The organism is Methylobacterium oryzae, assembly GCF_036441375.1.
Classification (GTDB): domain Bacteria; phylum Pseudomonadota; class Alphaproteobacteria; order Rhizobiales; family Beijerinckiaceae; genus Methylobacterium; species Methylobacterium oryzae_A.
Genome location: NZ_MLCA01000010.1, coordinates 446920 through 463603, shown reverse-complemented (window position 1 = coordinate 463603; position 16684 = coordinate 446920). Strand labels below are relative to the sequence as shown.

General features: G+C 72.3%; 16 protein-coding genes. 8 read left to right on the top strand and 8 right to left on the bottom strand.

The features are described 5' to 3' along the window. The first annotated feature begins 84 nt into the window (after positions 1–84). Positions 85–1473, top strand: a complete 1389-nt coding sequence (locus MOTC310_RS20570; protein ID WP_331303118.1) for an aminotransferase — start codon at positions 85–87, stop codon at positions 1471–1473. 120 nt (positions 1474–1593) lie between these two features. On the opposite strand, the gene MOTC310_RS20565 is transcribed toward MOTC310_RS20570, so the two are convergent. Next, complete coding sequence (locus MOTC310_RS20565) at positions 1594–2916, bottom strand: HlyC/CorC family transporter (RefSeq protein WP_331289936.1); 1323 nt, start codon at positions 2914–2916, stop codon at positions 1594–1596. Between the two features lie 60 nt (positions 2917–2976). Next, complete coding sequence (locus MOTC310_RS20560; protein ID WP_331303117.1) at positions 2977–4431, bottom strand: hypothetical protein; 1455 nt, start codon at positions 4429–4431, stop codon at positions 2977–2979. Between the two features lie 336 nt (positions 4432–4767). Here MOTC310_RS20560 and MOTC310_RS20555 point away from each other — a divergent pair, with 336 nt between their 5' ends. From MOTC310_RS20555 to MOTC310_RS20525, 7 genes are all read left to right on the top strand, one after another. Continuing rightward, positions 4768–5166 (top strand): DUF3775 domain-containing protein, encoded by a 399-nt coding sequence (locus MOTC310_RS20555; protein ID WP_331289938.1) that lies wholly within the window; start codon positions 4768–4770, stop codon positions 5164–5166. Between the two features lie 485 nt (positions 5167–5651). Continuing rightward, positions 5652–6431 carry an App1 family protein gene (locus tag MOTC310_RS32875; RefSeq protein ID WP_419539944.1) on the top strand — a complete coding sequence of 260 codons (780 nt, stop codon included), beginning with the start codon at positions 5652–5654 and terminating at the stop codon, positions 6429–6431. 125 nt (positions 6432–6556) lie between these two features. Beyond that, a complete protein-coding gene (locus MOTC310_RS20545; protein WP_331303115.1) occupies positions 6557–7669 on the top strand; it encodes an alpha/beta hydrolase in 1113 nt (370 codons plus the stop codon). 150 nt (positions 7670–7819) lie between these two features. Beyond that, positions 7820–8077, top strand: a complete 258-nt coding sequence (locus tag MOTC310_RS20540; protein ID WP_331289941.1) for a hypothetical protein — start codon at positions 7820–7822, stop codon at positions 8075–8077. Between the two features lie 178 nt (positions 8078–8255). After that, complete coding sequence (locus MOTC310_RS20535; protein WP_331303114.1) at positions 8256–9242, top strand: MFS transporter; 987 nt, start codon at positions 8256–8258, stop codon at positions 9240–9242. Positions 9243–9307: 65 nt separating this feature from the next. Further along, positions 9308–11497, top strand: a complete 2190-nt coding sequence (locus MOTC310_RS20530) for a primosomal protein N' (protein ID WP_331303113.1) — start codon at positions 9308–9310, stop codon at positions 11495–11497. Between the two features lie 175 nt (positions 11498–11672). Continuing rightward, positions 11673–12035 carry a SpoIIAA family protein gene (locus tag MOTC310_RS20525; RefSeq protein WP_012317842.1) on the top strand — a complete coding sequence of 121 codons (363 nt, stop codon included), beginning with the start codon at positions 11673–11675 and terminating at the stop codon, positions 12033–12035. Between the two features lie 6 nt (positions 12036–12041). Here the strand turns inward: MOTC310_RS20525 and MOTC310_RS20520 are convergent, their stop codons facing one another. From MOTC310_RS20520 to MOTC310_RS20495, 6 genes are all read right to left on the bottom strand, one after another. After that, entirely contained in the window at positions 12042–12431 is a 390-nt protein-coding gene (locus MOTC310_RS20520) for a hypothetical protein (protein ID WP_331289942.1), read from the bottom strand. A gap of 506 nt (positions 12432–12937) precedes the next feature. Further along, the gene (locus MOTC310_RS20515; RefSeq protein ID WP_020093643.1) at positions 12938–13144 is read right to left on the bottom strand and encodes a Trm112 family protein; all 207 of its coding nucleotides are present in this window, start codon (positions 13142–13144) and stop codon (positions 12938–12940) included. 12 nt (positions 13145–13156) lie between these two features. Then, complete coding sequence (locus tag MOTC310_RS20510; RefSeq protein WP_331289943.1) at positions 13157–13822, bottom strand: LON peptidase substrate-binding domain-containing protein; 666 nt, start codon at positions 13820–13822, stop codon at positions 13157–13159. Between the two features lie 49 nt (positions 13823–13871). Beyond that, positions 13872–14786, bottom strand: a complete 915-nt coding sequence (gene trxA / locus MOTC310_RS20505) for a thioredoxin (protein ID WP_331303112.1) — start codon at positions 14784–14786, stop codon at positions 13872–13874. An 81-nt stretch (positions 14787–14867) separates the two neighbouring features. Then, positions 14868–15335 (bottom strand): hypothetical protein, encoded by a 468-nt coding sequence (locus tag MOTC310_RS20500; RefSeq protein WP_331303111.1) that lies wholly within the window; start codon positions 15333–15335, stop codon positions 14868–14870. Between the two features lie 220 nt (positions 15336–15555). Then, entirely contained in the window at positions 15556–16533 is a 978-nt protein-coding gene (locus MOTC310_RS20495; RefSeq protein WP_331303110.1) for a glutathione S-transferase family protein, read from the bottom strand. Positions 16534–16684: the final 151 nt, after the last annotated feature.

The following is a 16684-nucleotide window of genomic DNA, read 5'->3' as shown; positions in this document are numbered from 1 at the left end:
GGACGCGGATCCTGCGGGCTACCTGCCGGGGCATCGGGTCGGTAGTGTGGCGGCGGTGACCCTCGCACGAGGACCTTGCGAACCATGCTCTCGAACCTCGCGACCCGCGACGTCGAAACCCTTCTCCATCCCTACACCAACCTGTCGACGCACCGACAGACCGGCCCGCTGGTTCTGGAGCGCGGCGAGGGTGTGCACGTCTTCGACACCGAGGGGCGTTCCTACATCGAAGGCATGTCCGGCCTGTGGTGCACGGCCTTGGGCTACTCGAATGCCGAACTCGTGGAGGCGGCCCGGGCGCAGATGGCGCGCCTGCCCTTCACGCACCTCTTCTCCGGCCGCAGCCACGATCCGGGTATCGAGCTTGCCGAGACGCTCAAGGAGCTGATGCCGGTCCCGACCTCGAAGATCTTCTTCACCTCCTCGGGGTCGGAGGCGAACGACACGCAGGTGAAGCTGACCTGGTACTACAACAACGCCCTGGGCCGGCCGAAGAAGAAGAAGATCATCGCCCGCCAGAAGGGCTACCACGGCGTCACGGTGGCGAGCGCCTCGATGACCGGGCTCGCCGCCAACCACGCCGACTGGGACCTGCCGCTGCCGGGCTTCCTGCACGTCTCGCCCGCGCACCATTACCGGGGCGCCGAGCCGGGCGAGACCGAGGAGGCCTACTCGGCGCGCCTCGCCGCCGAGCTGGAGGAGACGATCCTGCGCGAGGGGCCGGACACGGTGGCGGCCTTCATCGCCGAGCCGGTGATGGGCGCGGGGGGCGCGATCGTGCCGCCGCGGGGCTACTTCTCCGCGATCCAGGCGGTGCTGGCGAAGTACGACGTCCGCTTCATCGCCGACGAGGTGATCTGCGGCTTCGGCCGGCTCGGCACGTGGTTCGGCAGCGAGGCGATGGGGGCCCGGCCCGACTCGATCTCCTTCGCCAAGGCCCTGACCTCGGCCTACATGCCGCTCGGCGGCGTCAGCATCGACGAGCCGCTCTACGAGGCGCTGATCGGGCAGAGCGAGAAGATCGGCACCTTCGGCCACGGCACCACCTATTCCGGGCACCCGGTGGCCGCCGCGGTGGCGCTGAAGGCGATCGAGATCTACCGCCGCGACCGGGTGATCGAGGGAGCGGCCGAGAGGGCGCCCCAGTTCCAGCGCCGCCTCGCGGCCCTCGCCGAGCACGACATCGTGGGCGAGGCCGGCGGGATCGGGCTGATCGGCGGCCTGGAGATCGTCGCCGACAAGGCCACGAAGCGGCAGTACGACCCGAAGAAGGGGGTGGCCGCCCGCTGCGTCGCCTTCGCGCAGGGCGAGGGGCTGATCGTGCGGGCGCTGGCCGGTGACCGCGTCGCCGTCTGCCCGCCGCTGATCATCGCGCCGGACGAGATCGACGCCCTGTTCGACCGGCTCGGCCGCGCGCTGGACCGCACCCGCGACTGGATCCGCGCCGAGGGGCTGGAGGCGATGCCGGGCTGACCGGCGCCGGAATCCCGCGCGCCTGGGCACGCGCGGTCTTCGGGCCGCGCTTCCCCTTCGATCGCCGGCCGCGCGCCGCCGCGAGGATGGCGGTGGCGCGATCGCCGGTCCGGTCCGGGGTCACACCGCGTCGCGCTGCGCGTCCGGCAGCGCCGCGGCCTGGATCCCGGCCGAGGTCAGCGGCGTGATCCGCAGCGTGGTGATGCGGTTCTTGGCCTTCCGCAGCACTTGGAAGCGGAAGCCGTGAAAGTTGAAGGCCGTCCCCTGATCCGGGATGGTTCGGGCCTCGTGGATGACGAGGCCGGCGATCGTGGTCGCCTCCTCGTCGGGCAGGTTCCAGTCCATGGCCCGGTTCAGGTCGCGGATCGGCACGCCGCCGTCCACGTTCACCGACCCGTCCCCCTGCGGGCGCACGCCCGAGACGGTGACGTCGTGCTCGTCGGCGATGTCGCCGACGATCTCCTCCAGGATGTCCTCCAGGGTTACGAGCCCCATCACCTCGCCGTACTCGTCGACCACCAGCGCGAAGTGGGTCTTCTTGGTCAGGAAGGCCTTGAGCTGGGCGCGCAGCGACGTCGTGCCCGGCACGAACCACGTCTCCAGGGCCAGCGCCTCGACCTTGAGGCCGGACGCGTCGCCGCCCGCGGCGTCGAGCGCCCGCAGCAGGTCCTTGGCGTGGAGGACGCCGACGATGTTCTCGGGCGTGCCGCGCCACAGCGGCATGCGGGTGTAGGGCGAGGACAGCACCGCCCGGACGATGTCCTCGGAGGGCTGGTCGGCATCGATCGCCCGCATCTTGGTGCGGTGGACCATCACGTCGGAGACCGACAGGTCCGACAGGTCGAGGAGGCCGCCCAGCATGTCCCGCTCGGCCTTGGCGACGCCGCCCTCCCGGTGCATCAGCGCCACCTGCCCGCGCAGCTCCTCGGCGGCGGTGAGGATCGACTGGTGCTCGCCGATGGTGACGCCGAACGGCTTCAGCATCAGCCGCACCACGTGCTCGATCGCGATCGCCAGCGGGCCCATCAGCGCCACCGCGAAGGCCACCGGCCTGGCGGTGAGCAGCGCGGCCTTGTCGGGTTTCGAGATCGCCAGCGTCTTCGGCAGCACCTCGGCGAAGACGATGACCAGCACCGACATGCCGATCGTCGCGTAGATCACGCCGCTCTTGCCGAACAGCGCGGTGAGCACGCTGGTGGTGAAGGCCGAGGCGCCGATCGCCACGATGTTGTAGCCGATCAGCATGGCGCCGATGAAGCGCTCGCGGATGGCCAGGATGCGGTTGACGATCGCGGCGCGCGGGTCGCCCGCCTGCTCGAGGGCGTGCATCCGGGCCCGCGAGGCTGCCGTGAAGGCGGTCTCCGCGCCCGCGAAGAAGGCCGAGAGCAGCAACGAGATCGCCACGATGCTCGCGGCGAACCACAGGTCGATATGGGTTTCCATCGGGTCCGTCAGGCACGCCTCGAGCGGCTCGTCGGCCGCCCATATAGCGCCTCCTGCGACTTATTGCGCGCCGATCTGGCGCACCGTCCACGTCGCCCAGTAGACGGGCCGCCCGTAGAGGCTCGACGTGTCGCGCCCGGAGGCGGTCGGGGCGAGCCGGTCGAGCCAGGTCAGGAAACCGGCCTTGTTCGGGTAGATCGCGGGCGTGTCGAGGTTGCCCTCCGCGTCCGTCATCCAGAAATGCGCGCTCCGGTCGTACCGGCCGCTGCCGTCGCCCCCCGAGCGCAGCCCGAGATACGCGGAGGAGCGGCCCGCCTCCACCGGGTCGGCGTAGAGCTTGAGGGCGCCGATCCCGTCGAGGCTCAGGTCGGCCGTGTACTGCAGGCAGATATCGGCGACCGGGCCGCCCGGGGCGTTGGCGGGCCGCTGGCACGTGTAGGAGACCGCCCAGCGCGACATGCCCTTGGCCCGCGCCACCCGCACGAGGGTCCCGGGCGGCAGCGGCCCGGCCAGCTTGCGCGCCGTCGACCAGACCTTCGGCCCGGACAGGTCCCGCGCGGTGCGCAGGAACAGACCGGTCCGGCGCTTCTCGGGGGCGAGGCCGCAATCCTCGGGCAGCACGTCGGTGTAGATGTAGTGGTAGGTTCGGTCGACGACGCTGATCGAGCCGGCGAGCCCGTGGGTCTCGAAGGCCGGCGCCGTGCAGGCCGAGGTGACCGGCTTGCCCGCCTCGTCGATCACCGCGGCCGGGATCAGCGGATCGCCGCGCCGCCCGCGGCCGGCGCCCGACTCGAACGGTGTCCAGGTCAGCCCGTAGCCGTCGGCGGTGCGGGTCCGGATCTCGAAGGTCTGGAAGTCGAGGGTGCGGGCCTCGATCTGGACGCGGCGCCGGACATCGGCCGGCCCGGTCGCCGGCGCATCCTGCTCATCCCGCTCGGCCCGTCGGCGCCGACGCCGGCCACGGCGTTCGGTATCGGCCTCGTCGCCGCCGGTAACGCCCACGCGCTCCTGCCCGAGCAGGAAGACGTAGCTGTAGGCCTCCCCGGCCCAGGTCCGGCCCGTCACGGCGATCGGGTCGCGGGGACCGATCCCCTCGGCGGTCGGCGTCGGTTCGGACCAGCCCCGCGTCCGCGCCCGCTCTTCCGGCAGGTCGACCCAGAATCGGTCGGCCGAGGGCGGCAGCGTCGTGGCCAGGGCCTCGAAGGTGCGGCCGGTGCGCAGGGCCCCGCCGTCGCGGCTGTCCGTGGCGCGGCGCTCCGGGCAGGGCTCGTCCCGGCGGGCCACGACCGGGGTCTGGCCCTGGAACACCGCCTGGAGCGGGCCGGGCGCCTCGGACCTAGCCAGCCGCAGGATCTGCACGCCGCGCACGAAGGCGCAGGGTGCCGGCGCGATCAGGACGCCCTCGGCCTCCGAACCCTCGCGGCAGATCTCGAGGGCGCCGCCGCCGGTGAGGAAGCAGCTCGGCGCGCTGCCCTCGTAGCTCGCGGGCCGGGCCTCGGCGCCCCCCGGCCCCAACAGCGCAGATCCCGCTATCATGCAGAAGCCCGCGAGAGCCGGCATGCGCCAGCCGTGCGCGGCCGAGCGCCGGGACTTTACGTCGCGCGTGCGGGGAATGACGGTATCGGCATGCGGGGTCCCGGCAGTCTTTCTGGAAACCACGTCTATCGCCGATGTCGATCCGGTTGTCGGAATAGTCTCGCAGCCTCTATCCCACAGTCGATGAGCCGGGAAGTGGCGCGGACCACGCACGCCGCGTTCGGTGGGGATGGCGCGAACCCGGGGCCCGCTCGCCCGTTGTCGCGGCTTGAGGGCCCCGCTTGCCCCACCCCGTCAGCGTCCGGAGATCAGCGCATGGATATCGCCGTCGAAACCGTCACCGACATCGTCATGCGGCTGCGCGCCATCGAGGTGAAGGAGGGCAACACCGATCCGGATTCGGGCTCGAACCCGATCGACGACGGTGCCACCGACGTCCTGATCTCCGGCACCGACGACGCCACGGAATCCGAGGTCCGCGGCCTGATCGCCGGGCTCGACGACGATTCCCGGGCCGAGCTGCTCGCCCTGCTCTATGTCGGGCGCGGCGACATGGAGCCGGAAGAGTGGAGCGAGGCCGTGCGCTTTGCCCGCGAGCGCGAGGCCGCCGGCGAGGGCGCCGTGCGCGAGCTGCTGGGGTCCCCCGATGCCGGGGATCTGCTGGAGGAAGGCCTCGACGCGATGGGGCTCAGCCCCGAACTTCCGCAGGCCTGAGCGTCCGACCGGCGGGCGGCCCCGTGGTCTCGCGCGTGCGCAAGGGCGCCACCAAGGCGCTGCGCGTCCTCATCCGGCCGGTCCGCCGCGCGCAGGGACGGGGCGGCAAGGGCCGGGGCGGGCTCGTGGTCGAGCCCTACCGCGGTTACGGATCCCGGGACGAGGTGTTCCTGATCGGCCGCGTCTTCCGGCAATCGCCGGGGATTCCCGGCGAGGATCCCGAATCGGTGCGGGCGCAGTGGCGCGACCTGCGGCGTCGCATCGCCCGGCGGACGATCGCTGGCGCGGGCGTGACCGCCCGGTTCGGCGACGACGCGGTCCGGGTCGAGACCGACCGCGACGGCTATTTCCGCGTGCACCTGCACCCGCGCTCGCCCCCGGCCGAGCCCGGCGACTGGCAGACGGTCGATCTCCTCCTCGAGGCCGATCCGCCGATCCCCGCCGAGGGCGCGGTCTTCATCCCGCCCGACCGGTGCCGGTGCGTCGTGGTCAGCGACATCGACGACACGGTCATGCGGACCGGCGTCGCCAACAAGCTGAAGATGCTCTGGCGCCTGTTCGTCGAGGATGCCGAGAGCCGCGTCGCCTTCCCGGGCGTCGCGGCCCTGTACCGGGCCCTGCACGCGGGCGCCGGCGGCGACGAGGGCAACCCGATGCTCTACGTGTCCCGCGCGCCCTGGGGCCTCTACGAGATGCTGTCGGAGTTCTTCCAGCGGCACGGCATCCCGGCGGGCCCGGTGCTGTTCCTGCGGGAATGGGGCCTGTCCTGGACGCACCCGCTGCCGCGCCGGGCCACCGACCACAAGCAGGCGCTGATCCGGCACATGCTCGCCCTCTACCGGGATCTGCCCTTCGTGCTGATCGGCGACAGCGGCCAGCACGACCCGGAGGTCTACGCGCAGGTCGTCGAGGAGAATCCCGGGCGGGTGCTGGCGGTCTACATCCGCAACGTGTCCCGCGATTCCGCGCGCGTGGAGGAGATCGTCCGCCTCGCCGGCGCCGTCGCCCGGGCCGGGTCGAGCCTCGTGCTCGCCGCCGACAGCGTCGCCATGGCCGAGCACGCGGCCGCCATCGGGCTGATCGCNGAGACCGGCCCGCGCCGGGAGACCGCCCGGATCACGCCGGAACCGTCGGGCGCCGCCGCGGCCGAGGACCCGGTCGCGCCGGAGGCGATCGCCGAGGCGCTCGCCGGCGACGGCAGCGTGCCGGCGACGCTGGTGGTCGAACCGGAGACGCCGGCGGCCCTGCCGCGGCTCGGTGCGTGAACGCGCGGCCGCGATCGTAACCCTGGCCGCTGTCGCGGTCCGTCCCGTCCGATAGTGTCCGGGCCTGCGCAGCGGGCACCCGCCGAGGCGGGTTCGCAGACTGGGCTGCCGCTGGAGGAACAGAGATGCGTTCGAGCCTGTCCGCGCTGCTGATGATCGCCTGCGGCACCCAGGCCGCCTTCGGGCAGGCCGCGCCGGCGGAGAGGCCGGCGCCGCGTTTCGAGCAACTGGAAGCCGAGATGGGGGCCGCCAACGCCGCCCCGGGTCCGCGGACGGTCCCGGCCAAGGTCGTGCCTGTGCCCGACACGACGAGCCCGCAATTCCGAGCCGCCGTGGCGGCGCCCTACCGCGTGCCGGCCTGGAACGCGAACCCGCCGGATGCCGCGGCCTGGAAGGCGCTGGTCGACCGGCTGGCCGCGGCCGGTGCCGCCACGCTCCCGGCCCTGCGCGAGAAGCTCGGCGTCACCAGCGAGGCCGCGGTGATCGGCGGCGTGAAGGCCTTCGTGATCCAGCCCCGGCAGATGCCCGAGGCCAACCGCAACCGGCTGCTCCTGCACATCCACGGCGGCGGCTACGTCTACAATCCCGGCGAGTCCGGCACGCTGGAGGCGATCCTGATGGCCGGCCTCGGCGGCTACAAGGTCATCTCGGTGGATTACCGCATGCCGCCGGATGCCCCCTACCCGGCCGCCATGGACGATGCGACCGCCGTATGGCGGGCCATGCTGACCATGCAGAAGCCCCAGAACATGGCGGTCTTCGGCACCTCGACGGGCGGCGGGATGACGCTGGCCCTGATGCTCCGCGCCAAGGCCGAGGGTCTGGCGCTCCCCGCCGCGATCGGCCTCGGCACGCCCTGGTCCGACATGACCGAGACCGGTGACAGCTACCGGACCAACGAGTGGCTCGACAACGTCCTCGTCAGCTATTCCGGCTACCTGACGCCGGCCGCCAAGCTCTACGCCGCCGGCCGCGACCTGAAGGATCCGCAACTCTCGCCGATCTACGGCGACTTCGCCGGCCTGCCACCCGCGATCCTGATCACCGGCACCCGCGACCTGTTCCTGTCGAACACCGTGCGCACCCACCGGAAGTTGCGCGCCGCCGGGATCGAAGCGTCGCTCCAGGTGTTCGAGGGCATGTCCCACGCGCAGTACCTGTTCACGCCCGACGCGCCCGAAACCAAGGAGGTGTTCGGCGAGATGGCGCGCTTCTTCGACGGGCATCTCGGGCGCTGAAGCGCGGCAGGGCCGGCTTGCGCGAAGCTTGCGCTCACGAAATGGTGCAATGCAGCATTTCGGTCGGAAGGGTTCACATCGCGGCCGCGATGCCTAGGTTCGGGCGCTCCCATGCCGGTCCACGCTCTTCGAGCCTCCTGGAGGCCATCCGTGCAAACCTACACCCTCGCCATCGCCGACGGCGTCCTGTTCGCCTGCCTGCCCGACGAGTCCGACATCACGGCCGCGATCACCGACGCGACCGCCACCAATTACGGATTCGGCCTCAGCCTCGACATCGTCCGCGGGGCGACCCTGACCGATGCGGCGGGTCCCGAGGACGAGGTCGTGTGGCAGGAGGGACCGGACAGCGAACTGCTCGACGCGCAGGGACGGCGCTACCGCTACGCCGTCCGCCGACCCTGCTGAGCGCCCTGCATCGGGGCCCCGACGCGGACCCGTCCCGCGGTGCTAAGCGCCGCCCGTTCGGTCGGGGCGCCGTGACGCCGGACCGATCTCCGCGACCCGCTCCGCGCGCCGTCATCCCGGGCTCGCCCCCCGCGGCGCGGCACGACCGGGCGAGGACCTTCCCGGTGCGAGCACCCTGATGCGCTGGGGGCTGGGCAGCGCGGAACGGCGCGGCCGGCTCGCCCGGTTTCTCGTCCTGTACGCGGCGCTCTACGGCGCCTACGGCGTCCTGTCGCCGGTCCTGCCGGGCTTCCTGGCCGCGCGGGGCCTGACGCCCGGCGAGATCGGCCTCCTGCTCGCCGCCGCGGGCGCGTTGCGCCTCGGGGTCGGACCCCTGGCCGGCGCCTTCGCCGACCGTCATCGGGCCGGCCGCTCCGTCCTGGCGGCGAGCCTCGCGCTGGCGGGGCTCAGCGTCTTGGCGCATTTGCCGGTCGTGGGCCTGGTGCAGATGATCGGGCCGGCGCTCCTCTACGCGGCGGGCACCGCGGCCCCGGCCCCCCTCGCCGACGCGCTGGCCCTGGCTGGTCCGGGCGGCGCGGCTCGGGCCGGGGCGCCGTGGCACGGCTTCGCCGCCCTCGTCGCCCTGCCGCGCTTCCGCCGCACGGTGCTGGTCGCCGCCCTGGTGATCGGCGCGCACGCGATGCACGACGGCTTCGCCATGATCCTGTGGCGGTCCGCCGGGATCGCGGCGACCACCGCCGGCCTGCTCTGGTCGGTCTCGGTCGCCGCCGAGGTGCTGGTCTTCCTGCTGGTCGGACCGCCCCTGCTGGCGCGGATCGGCCCCGTGGCCGGCGTCGCGGTGGCGGCCTGCGCGGGGGGCGTGCGCTGGGCTTTGCTGGGATCGACGACCGCGATCCCGTGGCTCGCCGCCGCCGAATCCCTGCACGGGCTGAGCTTCGCCCTCCTGCACCTCGCCTGCCTGGCGCTCATCGAGGAATCGACGCCGGCCGATCTGCGGACGACCGCGCTGGCGCTCTACGGAACGCTGGGCCTCGGCCTGTCGGGCGTCGCCGCGACGCTGGCCTCCGGGGCGCTCTACGGGGCGTTCGGCGCACCGGCCTTCTGGGCCATGGCGGCGCTGAGCCTCGCGGCCCTGCCGCTCGTGCCGGCGCTGCGGGATCGCTGAAGCGGCGGGTTCTTTTCCCGCGCCTATGGTACGGACCCGGAACGGACCCGCCCGAAAAGCCCCGCATGCCCGTCGTCGCCGAGATCCTGATCCCGCTCGCCCTCGATACGCCCTACAGCTACGTGGCGCCGGCCGGGCTCGACCTCGCCCCGGGCGACGTGGTGCAGGTGCCCCTCGGCCCGCGCGAGATCGTCGGGGTCGTCTGGGGCGTCACCGAGACGGCCGGCGGCTCGAACCTGCGGCCGGTGACCGGCCGCCTGCCCTTCCCGCCCCTGTCGGACCCGCTGCGCAGCCTCGTCGACTGGATCGCCCGCTACACGCTGGCGCCGAAGGGCTCGGCGCTCGCCATGGTGCTGCGGCTGCCCGACGAGGCGGCGGCCGGCGAGACCGCCCGCGTCGCCGTGCGCCTCACCGACAAACCCCCGTCCCGGCCGACCCCGGCCCGCACCAAGGTGCTCGCCGCGGCGGCCGACGGCGCCCTGCGCGGCAAGAGCGCGCTCGCCAAGGAGGCCGGCGTCTCGCTCTCGGTGGTCGACGGGCTGATCGACGACGGCGTCCTCGAGACCGTCGCGGTCGAGCCGGAGCCGGTCGCGCCGCGACCCGACCCGGACTTCCCGCGGGCGCCGCTCTCGCCCGCCCAAGCCGCGGCCGTGGCGGAACTCGTCGCGCCGTTCCCGTGGGACCGGCCGCAGGCGCAGGACTCCGACGATCTCCGCCCGGTCCTGCTGGAGGGCGTCACGGGCTCCGGCAAGACCGAGGTCTATTTCGAGGCGGTGGCGGCCTGCGTCCGGGCGGGCCGGCAAGCGCTGATCCTGATGCCCGAGATCGCCCTGACGGCGCAGTTCCTCGACCGGTTCGCCGCCCGGTTCGGGGTCCGGCCGGCGGCGTGGCATTCTGGGATCGGCGGCAAGCGGCGCGAGCGCCTGCGCGCCGCCGTAGCCGAAGGCGAGGCGCTCGTGGTGGTCGGCGCGCGCTCCGCCCTGTTCCTGCCCTTCGCGCGGCTCGGCCTGATCGTGGTCGATGAGGAGCACGAGACGGCCTACAAGCAGGAGGACGGCGTCCATTACCACGCCCGCGACATGGCGGTGGTGCGCGGGCGCCTCGAGAACTGCCCGGTGGTCCTGACCTCGGCGACGCCCGCGATCGAGACCCGCGTCAACGCCGCGCGGGGGCGCTACCGGCACGTCCTGCTCCCCGAGCGCTTCGGCGGACGGCGCCTGCCCGACATCGCCGCCATCGACATGCGCCTCGACCAGCCCGAGCGCGGCCGCTTCCTGAGCCCGCCGCTGGTCAACGCGGTGAAGAGCACCCTGGAGCGCGGCGAGCAGGCGCTGCTGTTCCTCAACCGCCGGGGCTACGCGCCGCTGACCCTCTGCCGCGCCTGCGGCCACCGCTACCAGTGCAAGAACTGCTCGACCTGGCTCGTGGAGCACCGGTTCCGCCGGGCGCTGGTCTGCCACCAGTGCGGCTACGCCGAGCGCCGGCCGGAGGCCTGCACCGAGTGCGGGACCTTCGACAACCTCACCGCCTGCGGGCCCGGCGTCGAGCGGATCGCCGAGGAGGCCGCCGAGATGTTCCCGGACCGGCGCATCGTCGTCCTGTCGAGCGACTTCCCCGGGGGCGCCGAGCGCCTGCGGCAGGAACTCGAAGCGGTGGCCGCCGGCGAGTGCGACGTCGTGATCGGCACGCAGCTCGTGGCCAAGGGCCACAACTTCCCGTTCCTGACGCTGGTCGGCGTCCTCGACGCCGATATCGGCCTGACCTCGGGCGATCCCCGGGCGGCGGAGCGGACCTTCCAGCTGCTCCAGCAGGTCACCGGACGCGCCGGACGCGGCGAGAAGCCCGGGCGCGCCCTCGTCCAGACCTACCAGCCGGACCACCCGGTGATCGCCGCCCTGCTGTCGGGCGACGCCGAGCGCTTCTACGCGGAGGAGATCCAGGCCCGCGAGGCGGCGGGCCTGCCGCCGTTCGGGCGGCTCGCCGCGCTGATCGTCTCGGCGAGCGAGCGCGAGGTGGCGGAGGCGCACGGGCAGGCGCTCGCCCGCGCCGCGGAGCCGCCGGAGGGCGTGATGGTCCTCGGGCCCGCCGAGGCGCCGCTCGCCCTGGTGCGCGGCCGCTACCGCTTCCGCCTGCTCGTGAAGACCGAGCGCAACGTCGATCTCCAGGCCTATCTGCGCGCCTGGATCGCCCGGGGCCCGAAGGTGCGCGGCAACGTCCGGGTCGCCATCGATGTCGACCCGCAGAGCTTTTTGTAGGAGACTTCGCCGGCTTCCCGGCGACGCGAACGCCGGTTCGCCGCCGGGGCACGTCAGAGCGAGGGTTCGGAGCCATACCGGTTCGCACCGCGATCGGGTATGGCTCGGGTCACGGGCGGCGGACCCTGGTCGGAGACCGGCTACGGGACGCATGCGGTTCCCGGAGGAGCGATCAGTGCTGACCTACACCAAGACGCCGGATTCGAATGTCGCCGAGATCGTGGTCGACGGGAAGATCACCGACGAGGAGATGAACGCGGCGATGACCGCGATGAAGGCCGACCTCGACAAGGGCGGCAAGATCAAGCTGCTCGAGGATATCCGCGCCTTCGAGGGCATGGAGCCGGCGGCCTTCTTCAAGGATCCGCGCTTCGGCTTCTCGATGATGAAGAGCGTCAGCCACGTCGCCCTGGTGACGGACGCGCCCTGGCTGAAGGCGCTCGCCGAGACCTTCAACTTCGTCTCGCCGACCCAGATCAAGGTGTTCGAGCGCGCCCGCATCGACGAGGCGCGCAGCTGGCTCGCCGCGGCGGCCTGAGCGACCTCAATCGGCCTGCGCGGTGCGGGTGTCGCTGCGCCGCGCGGTCCAGTGGCCGGAGCACAGGGACGAGACCTTCCAGGTGCCGGCACCGCTGCCGGCCTGGAGCCGCCCGGTGCCGGTGCCGCTCGCCGTCCCGTTGCTGACGGTGATCCCGACGCTGCCGTCGGGGCCGACATGGCCGTTCACCTGCGCCCCGGCGGTGCCGGAGATGAGCTGCATCTGCCCCTCGCGGATGGCGAGCGCGTAGGTGTAGCGGGCGCTGCACAGGCCGCTCTCCGTCACCAGTTCCACCGACCACCGCCCGTTATGCGTGCTCGGCCCCGCGCTGGCGGGCAGACACGTCGGGAGGGACAGGCCGGCGGCGAGGGCCGCGGCCGCGGTCAGCTTGATCATGCAATGCAATCTTTCAGCGAGGCGGACACCGCCGGAGCCGGCGGGCACGGTCAGAATCATCGATTGAGGATGACTCGACGCTGAACGATGGAAGCGGCAAGAGTATGGCCGGCTCCAGCCTGTTCAAGATAGATTACGGTCGGCGAGGCCGACCCGAATAGTCAAGCTCGATACGGACGATGCTGTCGCCGGATCTGCCGACCGGGCCGTCCAGGTCTCCGCTGATCACGAAGGCGGCGAAGGCGGTCCAGGACTTCCACGCAGCACATCGAGGATCGCCGCGCCCGCAGAGAAGCTCTCTCGGTAGTGTTCCTGTCGGGGTCTCGGCTGGAGAGCACCGGGCGCCTGGGGCCGGACGGCCTCTCGGTGGGCCGGCACCGATAGGTTCGCGCGGCCCGCGCCCGGATCGGTGCGCGGGCCCGAGCAGCGATCCAGCACCCCTGCCCGTCTTCCACGTCGTGTCGGGCCGCTCCGCCGCGCGCGACGGCCGGAGCGACTGGCGGCGCTCAGTCGGTCAGCGGCCGGGCTTCCTCGGGCAGCATGATCGGGATGCCGTCGCGGATCGGGTAGGCGAGCTTCGCCGAGCGGCTGATCAGCTCCTGCCGGGCGGAGTCGTATTCCAGGGTGCCCTTGGTCAGCGGGCAGACCAGGATCTCCAGGAGCTTCGGGTCGACGCGGGTCGCCTCGACGGGGGCGGTGAGATCGTTCGACATCGGTGCGGCCACCTATTGCATCGGCGACTCGGGACTCGAGCCGCGAACCAGTTCCATCTGCGTGACCGCGATCAGGATCTCGGCCCGGGTCTTCAGGTCGGGAGCCTCCAGCATCGCCTGCTTCTCGCGCACGCCGAACGGGCTCATCATGCACAGGGCGTTGACCAGCGCCTCGTCGGGCGCCTCGTCGATCCCGGCCCAGTCCACCTTGAGGTCGTTCGACTCCACGAAATCGCGCAGCGCCTTGAGGACACCCTCGCGGTCGACCTGCTCCTCGCCCGCCCGCGGCTCGAAGTCCACCGCGAACTCGTCGTACGAGACGTGGCAGCGGCGATAGGGGCCGATCGAGGCCAGCTCGCTCTCGACCCGGAACCGGGTGATGCCGGTGAGCGAGATCAGGTAGCGGCCGTCGCCGGTCTCGGCGTACTGGGTCACGCGGCCCGCGCAGCCGACGCGGTAGAGCTTCGGGTTCGACCCGCCCGAACCGTCCGGATCGGGCTGGATCATGCCGATGATGCGGTCCGTGCGCATGGCGTCGTCGACCATGGCGAGGTAGCGCGGCTCGAAGATGTTCAGCGGCATCTGCCCCCGCGGCAGCAGCAGCGCGCCGGACAGGGGGAAGACCGGGATGACGGCGGGGCAGTCCGCAGGGCCCTTGTAGCTCGCATGGGTGCTCATGGCGCCTCCCAGAGGGGCCGATTGGTGGGCCGGAGCGCGAGCCGGTGCCTCACGAGAACAGAAGCGCCGAGAGCTTGCGCCGACCGCGGATCGTGTCGGGGTCCATCACGCCCCAGGCCTCGAAGAACTGCAGCAGCTGCTTGCGCGCCCCGTCCTCGTTCCAGTCCTTGTCGCGCCTGCGCAGCTCGATCAGGTGATCGACCGCCTGGCCGCGCTCCCCCTGGGCGGCGAGCCCGAGCGCGAGGTCGAACCGCGCCTGGTGGGCGTCGGGATTGGTCTCGACCTCCCGCTGCAGGCCCGCGAGGTCGCCCAGCGACGCCGCCTGCTCGGCGAGTTCCAGGGCGGCGCGGATGCCGACGAGCGCCGGGTCGCCGGCCTTCGCCTCCGGGACCATCTCCAGCACGCGCTTGGCGTTCTCGATCTCGCCCGCGTCGAGCTGCATCTTGGCCAGGCCGGCCAGCGCCGTGACGTTGTCGGGCTGCTGCTCCAGGACCGCCGCGTAGATTTCGGCGGCGCCGGCGAGGTCGCCTTCCTGGATCAGGGCGGCCGCGTCGGCGAGCGCCGCCTCCAGCGGGTCCTGCTGCGGTCCGGCCACCCGCCCGATCAGCTCCTTGATCTGGCTCTCGGGGACCGCGCCCATGAAGCCGTCGACGGGCTGGCCCTTCTGGAAGACGATGACCGCCGGGATCGACTGGATCCCGAGCTGACCCGCGATCGAGGGGTGCTCGTCGATGTTCATCTTCACCAGGGCGACCGCGCCCGCGGCCTCCCGGACCACCTTCTCCAGGACCGGCGTGAGCTGCTTGCACGGACCGCACCAGGGCGCCCAGAAGTCGACCAGGACCGGTCGATGCATCGACTCGGCGATGACATCCTGACGAAAGCTCGCGGTGGTCGTGTCCTTGATGAGGGAGCCGGTGTCGCCGGCCGGGGCACCGCCCGCGGCGAGGGTGTCGTTGAGCATCGGTCTGGCTTCGGAACCTTTTGCGTGGAGCCTCTAAATGGGGCTTCCGCCACGATCTGACCAGCCCAAAGACCGGGATCCTCAGCGCGGCGGCGCGGCGGCCGGCGCTCCCGCCGCCGCCTTGGCGGCCGTCACGAACGTGCCCGCGAAGGGGCGCCCGTCGGCCGCGCTGGCCTCGCAGGTGATCGCGGTGCGGCCGGGTTCGGGCGTGGAGAAGCGGCAGGCGCCGATCGCTAGGATCGGGGCGCCGTCCTTGCCGGTGGTGACGACGTTGATCGGCTGGAGCGGATCGGTCTCCTCGGTCGCTTCCTGCTGGGCACCGTTGCCGCTGAAGCTCAGGGTCTGGCCGTCGGCGGTGGTGAAGTCGAAGCTCGTGCGGTTGCGGCTCACCGCGTTCGTCAGGACGTTGCTGCAGGCCTTGCTCAGATCCTGCGTGCCGATGACGAGCTTCTCGCAGGTCCCCTCCAGCCGCAGCGCCGCCTGGGCGCGCGCCGCGGAGGGCAGGCTGACGAGGGCGCAGAGCAGCGCGAGGCGCAGGCTGTTGGTCATGGCGTGTCGGACATCCTCCGGTTCAGAGCCGAACTAGGCGCGCCGCGAACGTCGTCGAGGGTCGTGGCCCGAGAACCGGCTCGACGGCAGGTGAGCCGGAGACGCGCCGGACGGAACGACGCGCGGGTCCCACCTCTCGTGCGGCAGAGAGGGCATGTCGCAGCCGTCCAGACCGGAGAGGCCGGTCGTGCAGGCCGTCGCGAAGGCGCTCGGGACCGCTCTAGCCCGCGAACCGGAGGGCGCGGTCGTTCGGCGCGGCGAGATCCAGCTCCGGCCCGAGGGGGACGATCCCGGTCGGATTGATGGTCGGATGGCTCTCGTAATAGTGCCGCTTGATGTGGGTGAGGTTCACGGTCGGCGCGACGCCGGGCAGCGCGTGGAGATCGTGCAGGTAGTTCGACAGGTTCGGATAGTCGGCGATCCGGCGCTTGTTGCACTTGAAGTGCCCGACATAGACCGCGTCGAACCGCACCAGCGTCGTGAACAGCCGGATGTCGGCCTCGGTCAGCCGCTCCCCGCAGAGATAGCGGCTCCGGTCGAGGCGGGCCTCCAGCGCGTCGAGTTCCGCGAACAGCGCCGCGAAGGCCTCGGCATAGGCCTCCTGCGTCGTCGCGAAGCCGGCCTTGTAGACGCCGTTATTCACCCGGTCGTAGACGCGGGCATTCACGGTATCGATCTCGGCGCGCAGGTCCGGCGGGTAGAGGTCGGGACCCGTCCCCCCGAAGGCGCCGTTCAGCATCCGCAGGATCTCGGCGGATTCGTTCGACACGATGGTGGCGCGCTGCCGGTCCCAGAGGGTCGGGACGGTGACCCGGCCGCTGTAGGACGGATCTGCCGCCAGGTAGACCTCGTAGAGGCGCCGGGCGCCGTGGATCGGGTCCGGCGTCGCCCCCGGCGTGTCGCCGAAGACCCAGCCCTCCGCGCCCATATGCGGGTCGAGCACCGTGACCGAGATCGCGTCCTCCAGCCCCTTCAGGGCGCGGCCGATCAGCGTGCGGTGCGCCCAGGGACAGGCCAGGGACACGTAGAGATGGTAGCGCCCCGGCTCGCCCCGGAAACCGCCCGCGCCCGAGGGGCCGGGCGACCCGTCGGCGGTGACCCAGTTGCGGAACGCCGAGGTCTTGCGCTCAAAGCGCCCCCCCGTCGCGGCGGTGTCGTACCACTGGTCGCGCCAGATACCGTCCACGAGGAGGCCCATCGTCGTCTCCGCTTGCCTGAGCGATCCCACCAGATGGACCGCGCGCCGCACATGTGAAGACGCGCGTGAAGACGCGCGCCGGATATGCCCCGAGGCTCCCGCCCCGGCGGTCCGGAAACGGGTTCCCGTTCGCCCGCGAACGCCACGCAAG

What these genes read in the sequence shown, in the direction of transcription:
- MOTC310_RS20570 (WP_331303118.1), top strand. Translation starts at nt 85, where the DNA reads ATGCTCTCGAACCTCGCGACCCGCGACGTCGAAACCCTTCTCCATCCC.
- MOTC310_RS20510 (WP_331289943.1), bottom strand. Translation starts at nt 13,822, where the DNA reads ATGAGCACCCATGCGAGCTACAAGGGCCCTGCGGACTGCCCCGCCGTC.
- MOTC310_RS20530 (WP_331303113.1), top strand. Translation starts at nt 9,308, where the DNA reads ATGCCCGTCGTCGCCGAGATCCTGATCCCGCTCGCCCTCGATACGCCC.
- MOTC310_RS20500 (WP_331303111.1), bottom strand. Translation starts at nt 15,335, where the DNA reads ATGACCAACAGCCTGCGCCTCGCGCTGCTCTGCGCCCTCGTCAGCCTG.
- MOTC310_RS20555 (WP_331289938.1), top strand. Translation starts at nt 4,768, where the DNA reads ATGGATATCGCCGTCGAAACCGTCACCGACATCGTCATGCGGCTGCGC.
- MOTC310_RS20545 (WP_331303115.1), top strand. Translation starts at nt 6,557, where the DNA reads ATGCGTTCGAGCCTGTCCGCGCTGCTGATGATCGCCTGCGGCACCCAG.
- MOTC310_RS20535 (WP_331303114.1), top strand. Translation starts at nt 8,256, where the DNA reads ATGCGCTGGGGGCTGGGCAGCGCGGAACGGCGCGGCCGGCTCGCCCGG.
- MOTC310_RS20520 (WP_331289942.1), bottom strand. Translation starts at nt 12,431, where the DNA reads ATGATCAAGCTGACCGCGGCCGCGGCCCTCGCCGCCGGCCTGTCCCTC.
- MOTC310_RS20515 (WP_020093643.1), bottom strand. Translation starts at nt 13,144, where the DNA reads ATGTCGAACGATCTCACCGCCCCCGTCGAGGCGACCCGCGTCGACCCG.
- MOTC310_RS20495 (WP_331303110.1), bottom strand. Translation starts at nt 16,533, where the DNA reads ATGGGCCTCCTCGTGGACGGTATCTGGCGCGACCAGTGGTACGACACC.
- trxA (WP_331303112.1), bottom strand. Translation starts at nt 14,786, where the DNA reads ATGCTCAACGACACCCTCGCCGCGGGCGGTGCCCCGGCCGGCGACACC.
- MOTC310_RS20565 (WP_331289936.1), bottom strand. Translation starts at nt 2,916, where the DNA reads ATGGAAACCCATATCGACCTGTGGTTCGCCGCGAGCATCGTGGCGATC.